This is a genomic window from Acinetobacter sp. AKBS16 (genome assembly GCF_002899995.1).
In the GTDB taxonomy this organism is placed as follows: domain Bacteria; phylum Pseudomonadota; class Gammaproteobacteria; order Pseudomonadales; family Moraxellaceae; genus Acinetobacter; species Acinetobacter baumannii.
Genome location: NZ_POYH01000024.1, coordinates 24,811 through 37,341, shown reverse-complemented (window position 1 = coordinate 37,341; position 12,531 = coordinate 24,811). Strand labels below are relative to the sequence as shown.

Genomic DNA, 12,531 nt, shown 5'->3' with positions numbered 1-12,531 from the left:
TAAAGAAGACCAACAAAAGTTGGGCTTCTTTTACGTCTTTACAATCCCTTCCAAATCTTTGAATGTATAGTTCAATTCATTAATTATGAGTTTGAATACCTTCTTGCACATAATTATGTACATGAGGAAACTGCTAACAAGTATTTTTTAGAAAAATTAAGTGGTACTGAATTTAAGAATACTTTAAACTAAAAACATTACTTTATATGAGTTTGTAACTATAAGCTTGAATAAATAATTGATTTAAATTCAATAATGTTATGTCGATAAATTGAGTATATTAGATGTCTAGAAGTAAATTATTTTTAATATTAGCTTTATTAATACCAGACCTTTCTCAAGCAAAAAATATTATTCTATATGATGATTCAAATAGTTTTATTTCTCAAGGATATCAAAGTATTAATGAAATTGGTCAATCTGTAAAAATAGATCAAGATTATGAAATTCTAACTAAAGAAAATTCTTTTAATTCTAGTGATGAAAATGCTCATTCTTATAGTATTCTTTTGAGGAAAGGAAATAATATATATACTTTGGATAATAATAAAATATATGGTTTGAATCGATATATTATTTCATCATATTTTTCAGATAATAATTTTATTGGTTTTGTGGAATATACGGAAAATGTATTAAGAGGTGATTTTTATATCATAAATAAATTTTATATTTTTAATAAAAAAGCAAAAGAAATTGCTGTTGTTAAACTAATGGATACAAGTGTTTTACCAAATAAAAAAGGTCAATATGATTATAATTTTCTTGATCAAAATCATATAAAGAAAATTACTCTGGATGATTCTTTAAATATTTATACTATAAATTCTATATATGTTCAAAACAATCCTACTGTTTGGGGAGTGATGTCAAAAGAATTTAAATCAGGCTATAAAGTTAATGATGGTTTTAAATTTAGATTAACAAAAGGTAATAAAATTAAATGTGAGAATTTAAAAGGTTCAACTTTAGAATGCAATGAAGGTTTTATGCAAATTCATCAAATAAAATAGAGCTTTAATATTTTACTTAATTCTTAAGTGTGTAATTATATTTAATTTAGTGCCAGATTAACCGGTAAAAATCACTTTTATAGGCACTTTTAGTAATAAAAGTGCCTATACTATCTTTATTTAGTCGGTAGAAAGCTTATATAAACAATACTCATATCATAACTTTAAAACCAATTTAATAGCTTTAAATTTTTGATTTTAATATTTTTAATTTTGTTGTTATCACTATTAATTAAGTAGGGCTTTTTGGCGCCCATCAAAATAGGTAAGCCATCATCAATATCATCACTGTATGTTGCAAACCAAGGTTGTTTGATATCAAGCTTATTCAATCTTTTTACTTTTTCTTCAGCCCTACAATGTGTTCCACTTACCCATCCTCCTAGTTTATTTTGTAAAGGAGTACCAATAATTCGTACATCTAGATTGGTAGACTCGAGTAAAATGCTCGCTAACTTTTCTGGTGCAGCCGTGGCAATAAACACAATTCTTCCATTGTTTAAATGATCTTTAACTTCGGCTATACCTTGCTCAAACCAATATAATGAACTGGAGGGAGAGTTTTTGATATTATTAGAGAAATTTTTAAAGCTGTATTTTAATTCTTCTTCGTTCAAACTATACGTTGCAATCCATAAATACAATGAAGCGCCTTTAGATTTATATTTCTTAAATTTCATAAGAGGTAAAGCGATGGGTGTAACAATAAGTGCAGCGATAAATCTAAAAATATTAGACTTCAATTTATCTGTTAACCATGCCTTTGTAGAGTCACCCGATAGTAATGTCCCATCCAAGTCAAAAACAACAATTTCTTTCATATATTTCTCTAGATTTGGTAATTGTGGTAAGAATTAATTTTCAAAAAGAGTATTTTTAATAGTTGATTTATAAAACAATAAAATATTTTATTGTATTGTAATTTGGTTATAATAGTTTGACTTGATTATTTATAAATTAATTAAATGAAAAATTTTTGTTTATTATTGCTGGCTCTTTTTGTTACCACATTTGCAAATGCAGATAAGTGGAATGGTACTTATCATTATTATAGTTCAGAAGAGTTGCCGGGTGGTAATGTTGCGACGATAGAATCGGTTTTAACGCTAACACCCAAAAAGTGTGAGTATTCTATTGCTGGCTTTCAGGTTGATAAATCTTATATATGTAAAGTGAAAGAGAAAAATAACGAACTATATTTCTTTAAAGTTCAAACTGGTGAAAAGTTAGGAAAAGTAGTCTTTAAGAAAGGAAAATATTATCTTTATTCCGATGAAGTTTTAGATATCAAAGATAATCTATTTTATAAGGATAAATAATTGATATAGGGTTCTTTATAACCTTTTCTATTTTTTAATATTTAAAAAAAGTAAGAAAAGTTTTAAAATTTTATAAAAAAGCCTAACATAAGTTCACTTTTTATATATCTTTACAGTTCATTGTTAACATTTAAGCATATGGCTCGGCATATCTAAGATAAAGGTTTTAATACCTAAGTGATGAAGATGTTGATGAAAGTAGTTATAGGATAGAACATGATTGAAATATTTAAACGAAAGATAAGGGAAGTTACAGGATTTAATATGAAAAAGACTTTTATATCAATTTTTTTATTAAGTGGAATTATTTTTAGTTTTAATATATATGCAAATGATGATACTTTTGTAGTTTCTGCAAAATGTAAGGATGAATATAGTTCTAATTGTGACATTGTGAGAACTATAAATAGTAAGAATGAAATAGTTATAAAAGATGTCAAACTTTTAAATATTTCAAAAATAAATAAAAACTTATATAAAGTGAAAACATCTTGTGGGTCTCCATGTTTAGTTACGCTTTTCTATAGTCAAAATAAAGAGGATTCCACAGACGAATTTATTACTATTGATAATAAAAATAATTGTTTAATTGAAAGTGATAGTCAGAAAAAAGTCATTTATGCTAGAAAATTGTTTACAAATAAGCCTAGAAAAATTGTCGATTTAAAAACTAAAGAATTTAATGGGTTGTTACAAAGATTTGATTATTATAGTTATTTTAAGGAGGAGAGTTTTTTCTCACCTGATGGTAGTTTAAATTTAATTGCAAATGATTATGGGGAAATATTGGTTAAAAAGAAAATAAAAAATCCTTGTGGTGGTGATAAGAAATAATTTATTTAGTGCCTTTAATTTATAGAAATACTAATTTTCTTTTAGGTCTAGTGTAAGTGTTAAAAAAAGTATCAGAATTAATTTTTGGTTGGAAAATTGAGTCTTTTGATAATTAAGAGATTAGTGTTCATGGTTATAGAGAAAAGCATAAACGTGCTTAAAGATTTAAAAAATAAAATTATAAAATTTTACCTTTTTTATATTACGAAGCTAACTATATTCGCTCTTACCTTTTGTGGATTTATTATTGGATCGACCATCTATGCAAAAGATACATTTAATGTTGAATTGAAATGTAAAGGGCATGATCAAGAATATTGTGATGTCGTAAAAAAACGCTGATAATAAAACTAATTTTATTTTAAGAGACATGAGATATCCGGAGGTTGATAAAGTAAATGAAAATATTTTTCATGCTTATGGTAGTTGTGGCTCACCATGTCAATATCACTTTTTTATAAGTAAAACACAGGAAGATCAGACTAAAGAGTTTATTACTTTAGATAAAAATAATAATTGCCTAGTTGAAAGTGACTCTAAACGAAATCTTATTTATGCTAGAAAACTTTTTAATAAAAATAAAAAAATGATCGTTGATTTGAAAAACAAAGAATTTAATATTGTTCCAATCGATGTTGCTATATATAACTCATTTCAAGAAAGGTCATATTTTGATGATCAAGGACAGCTACATTTAGTAGCAATGTTAGCAGATGTTGATAAAAATGGTGTTAGTTTATACTTTAATAAAATAATCAAGAAAGCTTGTGAATAATAAAATGATTGATTGTGGAGGGTAAAATGTTTTAGCTAACTTGAATGCTATCTAAAAATATTATTTGATTTCTAAAATATAAGATAAGCTTGAATGTAAGATAGTAGTAAATTTTTTTGAAAATTTTAGAATAAAGGTCTAAGTTAATAATGAAATTATTAAAGATAGCAGTAATGATATATCTTTTATTAAATAGCATAAATTTATATGCAGAAAGTGCGAAAGAATGTATGAAGTATTGGAGTAAACCAGCAGTACAAGTGAGTGTGCTGCCAGACGTCCAATGTTCTGATGTCTGGGATGATAGTTTTAGCCTAGAAAATAAAAAACTAGTAAAACAAATAGGATTTAATCTAAAAGATAAAAATTGGATTTCTACTGGTTCATGTAGCCATATCCAGTATAAAACTAAAGACTATTATATTTATTGGGCTGATATGAAAAATAATAAAACTGATCTTATTATGATTTATAGTCCTAATAATTCATTTGCTTACTCAAGAGCATTAGATCAAAAAAAAATTAAAGAAGGATTCAAAATAGAGGACTCTGTCGACGTAAATTTGTCTTGCGGTAAAATAGGGGAAGATATAAATATTATATCTGTCTTAAATGGATATTTACATAAGGAAACATCGATTAAGAATATTTCTAAATATAAAATTTATGACAGATTTAAATGATTGTAAACTATACAATTTAGAAGAAGCCCAACAAAAGTTGGGCTTTTTTTAAGTCTCTACAATTCCTTCTAAATCTTCGAGCGTATAGTTCGGCATATCAATAATATGGGTTTGAATACCGTCTTGCACATAATCATTTACATGAGGATATAACCAGCGAGTAATCTGTTCGGCAACACTTGAGTGATACTGAATTTCAAAGTGATTTAAGCCATAAAACACCGCTTTATGTGAGTCTGGAACTTTAAGCTGAAAACGTGGATTAGGATGTTCACCTAGTGCGCTTTTTACACTCACTAAGTAATCGCCAATCACGGTAAGCGCTTTATTACGCACCTTTTCAAACTCGAGTGTTCCTGCCACTAAAAAGGTATTGATATGGGAAGGTAGAGGAGCCGGAGCACGGTTGTCATCCATCATACCAATACGGGCATCCATGTATTCCCAGTCATCATCTCGAACACTACCATGGCGTAGGTCTAAAATCCCATTACTACGGATGTTAACCAACTGACCAATTAGGCCAACAAATGGAAAAGCGCCTAGCCGATCTTGTAGTGCAAATCCAAAACGCTCAAGTACTGCACCGTGGTGGGGAGATCCAATACAGACGAGGTTTTCGACCATATGAATCCATTGGTACATATTTTGTTTACCGTAAAACAGTGCGCTACGGGAAACTAGTCCACCCATACTATGACCAATTAAATCAATGCTGGTAATTCTTGGATTACGCTGTACTAAATCTTCTAATAAATTTGAGAAACTGCGGCCATTGGCTGAAATACGGCGGCCTGTATTGTAATTTAAATACAGCATCGTGTTGTGGTCACGCTGCGCTAACAGACGCTCACCAATCCCGCCATAATGTGCATTTGACCAAGTAAGATGGTTCATGCACAAACCATGAACTAAAATTACAATACGGCCTGCAAGTTCGCCTTGTTGGATTGCACCGTAGTGGTCGTATAGAACCATTGGCAAGGCGAGGGGACTGTGCTGTTTAAGTAGATAGTCTCCGAAAATACCATTTAACACTCCTACTAAAAAATGAAGGGTTGGTGTTAATGGCTTCTCATGAAGGGTTGGAAATTTTTCAATAATGCGACGCAGCCCTGGTGCTAAAAAACAACTACCATATTTTTGTAAGGCACCATAAGAAAACTGATATGCCTTTTGGACAGAGGGCCGTTTTTGGAAATTTTTAGCATTTTGGGCACTAATACCAAAAGCATTTTTTAATACTTCAATATTAATGACTTGTATTAATTCATGTACACCATTTAAGCTGGTACTGAACAGTTGAGCTAAACCTTCTAGTACGTCGGCCTGACTAGGTGGCGTACGATCCCATTTACAATAAGTTTCATGTAACGGTGTTAAGCTCGGCATATCTTTCCCCCATTTACGTTATAACCGACGTTTTAAGCTGTACTTTTTATGAACGGCAGCTAACGTTTCCATCTTAGTAGTTTAAATAACACATGTTTTTAAAATACTGATGAATGGTAAGTTGAGTGGTTTTTCTTGTCTGACAATAGTGTTTTTATATACAAACTGAGAACAAAAATGTGAGTTTATTCTCAATTTAGAGGGAAAAATATATGAATATTATCTACCTCCATGGCTTTAATAGTAGCTCTTCTTCAATTAAAGGGCTCAGCCTTAAGCAGTATTGTAGCGAATTGGGCATAAATGTGCATTTGCCAGATTTAAATAGATCTCCGGAACAGGTAGTAGCACAGATTTCAGAGCTGATTGAGTCTTTACAAGAGGTGGCTTTAGTCGGCAGTAGTCTTGGTGGATTTTTTGCGACATATTTTGTCGCGAAATATAATATTCCGGCTGTACTGATTAACCCTGCTATGCAACCATGGAAGCTGTTTGATGAGTTATTTCAAGTTGAAAGCATGCCTTATAAGGTGAACGATCAATGGTCAATTGATCATGTTCAGTTACGACAGTTAGAACAACTGGAACTGAAACAGCCTGAAAATGCTGACAAAATACTCGTCTTGTTGCAACAAGGCGACGAAATTTTGGATTATCGTCAAGCACAACGCTATTATAGTGCTGCAACACCATCCTCATTGATTTTGACGGATGCTCATGGCAATCATGCCATGGAAGATTTTGAAGAAAAATTACCCTTAGTGATCGAATTCTTTGCGCACACCATCAAATAAGGAAAACGTACAACGTGACACAATATACGGCTCAATCGCTTGAAGTTCTTTCCGGTTTAGACCCTGTTCGTCGTCGCCCGGGGATGTATACCGATACTTCTCGTCCTAACCATTTAGCCCAAGAAGTTATTGATAATGCTGTCGATGAAGCCTTAGCCGGTCATGCCGACAAAATCTGTGTCACGGTTTATAAAGATGGTTCATTGTCAGTTGAAGATAATGGCCGTGGTATGCCAGTCGATATTCACCCTGAATATGGACAAAGTGGTATCGAAATCATTTTAACCAAGCTGCATGCTGGCGGTAAGTTTAGTACTGATAACTATCAGTTTTCAGGTGGTTTACATGGTGTGGGGATTTCGGTTGTAAACGCTTTATCTACACGTGTTGAGGTAGAAGTTCAGCGGCAGGGTAATTTATACCAGATGGCATTTGAGCAAGGTGAACCCGTTGCTCCTTTAGCGGTGTTAGAAGGTAAAGCACCTAAACGTGCGACAGGAACTACTGTACGTTTTTGGCCTGAAGCTAAATATTTTGATAGCCCAAAATTTGCTTTAAAAGCACTTAAACATAATTTAAAAGCCAAAGCTGTTCTAGCTGCTGGTTTAAAAATCACTTATATCGATCAAATTAACGATGAAAAAATCGAATGGCAATTTGAAAATGGTCTTGTCGATTATTTGATGGATGAATTACAAGATCGTGAAATTTTGCCAAACCCTGCATTTGTAAGCAGTGGCCAAGCAGACCGTGCGGCATGTGAATTTGCGATTTGCTGGAATGTAGAGGGTGGCGAACAGGTTCAAGAAAGTTATGTCAACCTGATTCCAACTGCACAAGGTGGTACTCATGTGAACGGTTTGCGTTCGGGGGTGACCGAAGCGCTACGTGAATTCTGTGAGTTACGTAATTTATTACCACGTAATCTTAAACTTTCGGCTGAAGATGTTTGGGATGGCGTGAACTATATTTTATCCCTTAAGTTCCAAGAACCACAGTTCTCTGGTCAAACCAAAGAGCGTCTTTCGAGTCGTGAAGCTGCCAATATTGTTTTAAACATTGCTAAAGATGCGTTTGCGCTCTGGCTCAACCAGCATGCTGAAATTGCCATGCAACTTGCTGAAATGGCAATTTCTAAAGCAGGACGACGTTTAAAAGCTGCAAAAAAAGTTGAGCGTAAAAAGATTGTTTCTGGCCCGGCTTTACCGGGTAAGTTGGCAGACTGCGTGGGCCAAACACGTGAAGAAAGTGAACTCTTTATTGTCGAGGGTGACTCTGCGGGCGGTAGTGCCAAGCAGGCGCGTGATAAGAACTTTCAAGCCATCATGCCAATTCGTGGAAAAATCTTAAATACATGGGAAGTTTCTTCAGATGAAGTACTTGCTTCTCAGGAAGTTCACGACATTGCCATTGCAATTGGTGTAGACCCAGGCAGTGATGATTTATCTGAATTACGTTACGGCAAAATCTGTATTTTGGCCGATGCTGACTCGGATGGTTTACACATTGCGACTTTGCTTTGCGCTTTATTCGTTAAACATTTTCCAGCATTGGTTGAAGAAGGGCATTTGTATGTAGCAATGCCACCATTGTTCCGTATCGACATTGGTAAAGATGTCCATTACGCGCTAGATGATGAAGAGCTTGAAACCATTTTGAAAAATGTTAAAGGCAATAAGAACCCGCAAATTACCCGATTCAAAGGGTTGGGCGAGATGAACGCAATTCAACTACGTGAAACAACAATGGATCCGAACACCCGTCGTTTGGTGCAACTCGATCTAGATGATGCACATTTAACGGCAGGTTTACTCGACAAGCTCCTTGCAAAAAAACGTGCAGCAGACCGTAAGCAATGGCTTGAGCAGAAGGGTAACTTAGCTGATATTACGGTTTAAAAATAAATAAAAAAATCCCCGCTCAATTGGCGGGGATTTTTTTATTTAAACCTAAATTGTTGGAAATCACCACAACGGGTTCTACTATTAAATTAAAAAATAGATAGATTTGTCTATTTTAATTTAGACAGTAATTTTTATCGGATGGGGAAATTGAAAAATATCGCAATTTGCACCGCCTCCAATTCGATCCACTACTGCAAAATCACTCGGTGCTTCAAAGGTAAGCAAAGGATGATGCCAAGTACCTGCCCGATAATTGATACTTTGCTTGCCATCCGAAACAAAAGCACATAGTTTTGAAATATCAGGAGTATTTTCGTCTAAACCAGGAGCCACAATAATTAAAAATTTTTGTTGCTGTAATGGAATGAATGCTTGAGAGCCTTTCGGATGGCGCTCTAGCATTGAAATTTCTAGAGGCAACACACTGGCCTTAATATTACGGAAAATACTAATTCCTGCCTTTGCTTCCCCTTCAATTTCAGTTTCAACGAGCGCATGGTAGCGCTCGGTGTGTGCATCATTAATATGAAAAAAATCATGCCCGTCACAACAAATGACTTCTCCGAAGGGCTGAAAGTTCTCAATGGTTAAAGGCTGAATTTGAATATTCTTCATGATCATGACTTGGCAATTTTTCCCCATAAACGGACACGGCTAATACCACCATCCGGAATCATGTTAATACGGATATGAGAGATTTTTTCATGCTGTAAAATTTCATTCACATATTCATGAATATGGTCCATTTGCATAGGTTGGGCTTCAAGTAAGTAAGACCAAAACATACTTTGTGGAATCAGTTGTGCATCGGTTGCATTTTCAAGGTAGACCGCCTGAATAGAAACTTCAGCAGGAAAGTTACCTTTAAAATGCGCCGTATCAATTTCAATTTTTTCAATTTTTCCGCTTTTACCCAATGCAAGAATACACCAGTCATAACCTGGTGCGCGGCGGCGTTTGGTTTCCCACCCATCTCCCATGTTGACGCCACGGCCTGGGTTAATCAAATTACGTGGATGTCCAAAGTGCGCATCGCTATAAGCAATTACACGACCGCCATTTTCTAAGGCCAATAAATCGAGAGTCTGCTCGTGGTCGGTCACCTGAATATGAACGTCACCATAAACGCGTAAACGGGCAACACCACCATCTGGGAAAATATTGAGGCGTATATGCGTGAAAATTGCATCATTATTGACCATAAAAATATGATGTTGACTCGGCCCTAGCTCGGTATTTTCTAAAATACTCTGCCACTTTGCCCCAGTAAGGTCACCATTTGGTGCATAACATGCCTCTAATGAGGCAGAAGCAGGATAATTTCCTGTAAAAAACGTGGTGTCGATATCAAGTGCACTGATTTTTCCACTCACACCTAGTTTCACAATACACCAGTCATAGCCTGCATGACGCTTACGGCGGGTTTCCCAACCGTCCATCCATTTGCCATGATCATCAAATTTATCTTCAACAAAAATAGGTGCTTCAAATTGCAGCATACGCTTTGCTTCTGCAAAGAAATCATCTGAACACTCAATCACTTGTGCACCAATTCGGGCATCTGCCAAATTTGTTTTAGTATTCAAAATTTCAGGAAGTTCAAAAGCTGGAGCGTGCAATGTTGCCATAATGGAGTATCCGTATTTCTTGTTAAAAACATGATTTTTCATTTAAAACTGCACTCACACTGAGCGTGTTGAGATGAGTTTTATACATAAATATATAAGCATGGTGCATGCCAGTTTTGTGGAAAAGCTAAATAAATTTTGAACGATGGCATGTTTTTAGCATAAGCACCCTATAGGTGAATATCTATAGGAGCGTGTTATGAATGTGGTGATTATTGGTGCGGGAATGGGAGGTCTAACCACAGGCATTGCATTAAAGAAATTTGGTCACCAAGTTCGTATTTTTGAGCAAACTGAAAAGATTCTTCCGGTCGGCGCCGCAATTTCGCTGTGGTCAAATGGTGTGAAATGTTTAAATTATCTGGGATTAACTGAGAAAATCGCCAAACTTGGTGGACAAATGGATGACTTGGCCTATGTAGATGGTTTAACTGGAGATGTGATGACGCAATTCAGTTTACGGCCATTAATTGAAGAAGTAGGACAACGTCCTTATCCGGTTGCACGTGCCGATTTACAAAATATGTTAATGGATGAGTTTGGTCGAGATCAGATTTATTTAGGCAAAAAAATGGTAGGCCTTGAAGATAAAGCTGATTTTGTAGAGGTCCATTTTGCTGATGGTAGCTCAACACAGGCTGATTTACTCATAGGGGCAGATGGTACGCATTCAATGACTCGGGCCTATGTGTTAGGTCAGCAGGTACAACGTCGCTATGCAGGTTATGTGAACTGGAATGGTCTGGTTGAAATATCCGAAGATTTAGCACCAGCTCAGCAATGGACGACTTATGTAGGAGAGGGCAAGCGCGCGTCTCTGATGCCAGTTGCGGATGGACGTTTTTATTTCTTTTTAGATGTACCTTTACCAGCAGGGTTAGATAATAATCGGGATGAATATAAAAAACTTTTAAAACAATATTTTGCTGATTGGTGTCAGCCAGTGCAGCAGCTTATTGAGCGCTTAGACTCGCAAAAAACCAATCGGGTAGAAATACATGATATTGAACCGTTCACACAGTTTTATAAAGGTCGTGTGGTGATTTTAGGTGATGCTGCACATAGCACGACACCTGATATTGGGCAAGGCGGTTGCCAAGCTATGGAAGACGCGATTTATTTAGCGCGGTCTTTGCAAATTAACACTTTGGGACTAGAAGATGCTTTACGCCGCTATCAAAACAAGCGTAATGAACGTGCCAATGAATTGGTGCTTCGTGCGCGCAAACGCTGCGACGTAACGCATATGAAAGATGAAACGGTCACGCAGGCATGGTATGCAGAACTACGCCGTGAACAAGGCGGACATATTATGCAGGGGATTATTAGCAATATTGTGGGTAATCCACTCGATTAAAAACAAAAACAGCAAGGAGTTTTCCTTGCCGTTTTATCTTCTAAATAAAAATTTTAGAAGTGGTATTTAACCAAAGCACTGACGTTATTTTCGTCTCGACCTTGAAGGCCAAATTTATTATTCCACACTGAATGCTCAATACCGAGGTATAGACGTGTATCAGGAGAAATGTGTTTACCTACATTCCATTTCCATTGAGTGGTCCAGTTCAACTCGCTTGCATGGTCGCCTTCAGCAGTTGACCAGTCAAGGAAACCATCTACCAAGAAATCTTCAGATGCGATTTTAAATGGAATGCCATAAACGAATGTCATTTGATAATCGTCGTCAGTGTTCTCATTATTCGCACGGTAGAAGTTTAAATTCGCATATTGGAAATATGGGATATCTAAATCAACTGCAAAACCATAAAGGAAGTTGTCGAAGTTATTGCCGTTTTCGCTATTACTTTCCCAAGTGGTACTAATGAGCACATCTTTAATTGGGCCGTATGCCAGTTTTTTGCCAGAAACTTCACCTAAGCTTAAACGTGGTGATAACTCAAAATAAGTACTCTTGTGGTCATTTTCGCCACGCATGCGGTCCATAAAGAAAAACACATCAGCGTATTTAACTTTTGCTGCATATTCCAAAGTAATGGTGGTTTCTTTGTCATCTACAACTTCATAGTTTTCACCATAAAGTCCAGTCACGCTAAAATCTTGCCAGATTGGTTTTGCCTGAACCATGGCAGTTGCAGATAACAAGGCACAAGTCGCCGCAAGTTGCTTTAATTGCATTTAAATGATCTCCCCCCAAATAAAGCACGCTAAGGATACAGGGTCTTAAGCAA

At 35.3% G+C, this 12,531-nt stretch carries 13 protein-coding genes; 8 read left to right on the top strand and 5 right to left on the bottom strand.

Features of this window, described 5'->3' with window-relative positions; translation table 11 throughout:
- The first annotated feature begins 284 nt into the window (after positions 1-284).
- Positions 285-1,013, top strand: coding sequence for an RND transporter (locus C1642_RS03685; RefSeq protein ID WP_103235929.1), 729 nt, complete (start codon positions 285-287; stop codon positions 1,011-1,013).
- Positions 1,014-1,177: 164 nt separating this feature from the next.
- On the opposite strand, the gene C1642_RS03680 is transcribed toward C1642_RS03685, so the two are convergent.
- Positions 1,178-1,834, bottom strand: a complete 657-nt coding sequence (locus C1642_RS03680) for a haloacid dehalogenase-like hydrolase (protein ID WP_103235928.1) — start codon at positions 1,832-1,834, stop codon at positions 1,178-1,180.
- Between the two features lie 144 nt (positions 1,835-1,978).
- On the opposite strand from C1642_RS03680, the gene C1642_RS03675 reads away from it, so the two are divergent.
- The 4 genes from C1642_RS03675 to C1642_RS03660 all read left to right on the top strand — a co-directional run bounded on the left by C1642_RS03675 (position 1,979) and on the right by C1642_RS03660 (position 4,624).
- Positions 1,979-2,332, top strand: a complete 354-nt coding sequence (locus tag C1642_RS03675) for a DUF5991 domain-containing protein (RefSeq protein WP_000787570.1) — start codon at positions 1,979-1,981, stop codon at positions 2,330-2,332.
- A gap of 216 nt (positions 2,333-2,548) precedes the next feature.
- Positions 2,549-3,166 carry a hypothetical protein gene (locus C1642_RS03670; RefSeq protein WP_000569740.1) on the top strand — a complete coding sequence of 206 codons (618 nt, stop codon included), beginning with the start codon at positions 2,549-2,551 and terminating at the stop codon, positions 3,164-3,166.
- Positions 3,167-3,536: 370 nt separating this feature from the next.
- The gene (locus C1642_RS19105) at positions 3,537-3,941 is read left to right on the top strand and encodes a hypothetical protein (protein WP_228153825.1); all 405 of its coding nucleotides are present in this window, start codon (positions 3,537-3,539) and stop codon (positions 3,939-3,941) included.
- A 149-nt stretch (positions 3,942-4,090) separates the two neighbouring features.
- Positions 4,091-4,624 (top strand): hypothetical protein, encoded by a 534-nt coding sequence (locus tag C1642_RS03660; RefSeq protein ID WP_000770991.1) that lies wholly within the window; start codon positions 4,091-4,093, stop codon positions 4,622-4,624.
- A 48-nt stretch (positions 4,625-4,672) separates the two neighbouring features.
- Here the strand turns inward: C1642_RS03660 and C1642_RS03655 are convergent, their stop codons facing one another.
- Positions 4,673-6,016, bottom strand: coding sequence for an alpha/beta fold hydrolase (locus C1642_RS03655; RefSeq protein WP_001139636.1), 1,344 nt, complete (start codon positions 6,014-6,016; stop codon positions 4,673-4,675).
- Positions 6,017-6,228: 212 nt separating this feature from the next.
- Between C1642_RS03655 and C1642_RS03650 the strand changes: the two genes are divergently transcribed.
- Together C1642_RS03650 and parE are read left to right on the top strand one after the other, a co-directional pair.
- Positions 6,229-6,810 (top strand): YqiA/YcfP family alpha/beta fold hydrolase, encoded by a 582-nt coding sequence (locus C1642_RS03650; protein WP_103235927.1) that lies wholly within the window; start codon positions 6,229-6,231, stop codon positions 6,808-6,810.
- A 14-nt stretch (positions 6,811-6,824) separates the two neighbouring features.
- Positions 6,825-8,708, top strand: a complete 1,884-nt coding sequence (parE, locus tag C1642_RS03645) for a DNA topoisomerase IV subunit B (RefSeq protein ID WP_000195974.1) — start codon at positions 6,825-6,827, stop codon at positions 8,706-8,708.
- Between the two features lie 123 nt (positions 8,709-8,831).
- On the opposite strand, the gene C1642_RS03640 is transcribed toward parE, so the two are convergent.
- Positions 8,832-9,335: an ureidoglycolate lyase gene (locus tag C1642_RS03640; RefSeq protein WP_213064247.1), complete on the bottom strand. Its 504-nt coding sequence runs from the start codon at positions 9,333-9,335 to the stop codon at positions 8,832-8,834.
- A complete protein-coding gene (gene alc, locus C1642_RS03635; protein WP_103235925.1) occupies positions 9,332-10,342 on the bottom strand; it encodes an allantoicase in 1,011 nt (336 codons plus the stop codon). Before alc ends, C1642_RS03640 begins: the two co-directional genes overlap by 4 nt.
- Before the next feature lie 199 nt (positions 10,343-10,541).
- Here alc and hpxO point away from each other — a divergent pair, with 199 nt between their 5' ends.
- The gene (gene hpxO, locus C1642_RS03630; protein ID WP_032058959.1) at positions 10,542-11,699 is read left to right on the top strand and encodes an FAD-dependent urate hydroxylase HpxO; all 1,158 of its coding nucleotides are present in this window, start codon (positions 10,542-10,544) and stop codon (positions 11,697-11,699) included.
- A gap of 53 nt (positions 11,700-11,752) precedes the next feature.
- Here hpxO and C1642_RS03625 read toward each other — a convergent pair whose 3' ends face one another.
- A complete protein-coding gene (locus tag C1642_RS03625; protein WP_001176279.1) occupies positions 11,753-12,478 on the bottom strand; it encodes an outer membrane protein OmpK in 726 nt (241 codons plus the stop codon).
- Positions 12,479-12,531 lie beyond the last annotated feature (53 nt).

What these genes read in the sequence shown, in the direction of transcription:
- C1642_RS03685 (WP_103235929.1), top strand. Translation starts at nt 285, where the DNA reads ATGTCTAGAAGTAAATTATTTTTAATATTAGCTTTATTAATACCAGAC.
- C1642_RS03680 (WP_103235928.1), bottom strand. Translation starts at nt 1,834, where the DNA reads ATGAAAGAAATTGTTGTTTTTGACTTGGATGGGACATTACTATCGGGT.
- C1642_RS03675 (WP_000787570.1), top strand. Translation starts at nt 1,979, where the DNA reads ATGAAAAATTTTTGTTTATTATTGCTGGCTCTTTTTGTTACCACATTT.
- C1642_RS03670 (WP_000569740.1), top strand. Translation starts at nt 2,549, where the DNA reads ATGATTGAAATATTTAAACGAAAGATAAGGGAAGTTACAGGATTTAAT.
- C1642_RS19105 (WP_228153825.1), top strand. Translation starts at nt 3,537, where the DNA reads ATGAGATATCCGGAGGTTGATAAAGTAAATGAAAATATTTTTCATGCT.
- C1642_RS03660 (WP_000770991.1), top strand. Translation starts at nt 4,091, where the DNA reads ATGAAATTATTAAAGATAGCAGTAATGATATATCTTTTATTAAATAGC.
- C1642_RS03655 (WP_001139636.1), bottom strand. Translation starts at nt 6,016, where the DNA reads ATGCCGAGCTTAACACCGTTACATGAAACTTATTGTAAATGGGATCGT.
- C1642_RS03650 (WP_103235927.1), top strand. Translation starts at nt 6,229, where the DNA reads ATGAATATTATCTACCTCCATGGCTTTAATAGTAGCTCTTCTTCAATT.
- C1642_RS03640 (WP_213064247.1), bottom strand. Translation starts at nt 9,335, where the DNA reads ATGATCATGAAGAATATTCAAATTCAGCCTTTAACCATTGAGAACTTT.
- alc (WP_103235925.1), bottom strand. Translation starts at nt 10,342, where the DNA reads ATGGCAACATTGCACGCTCCAGCTTTTGAACTTCCTGAAATTTTGAAT.
- hpxO (WP_032058959.1), top strand. Translation starts at nt 10,542, where the DNA reads ATGAATGTGGTGATTATTGGTGCGGGAATGGGAGGTCTAACCACAGGC.
- C1642_RS03625 (WP_001176279.1), bottom strand. Translation starts at nt 12,478, where the DNA reads ATGCAATTAAAGCAACTTGCGGCGACTTGTGCCTTGTTATCTGCAACT.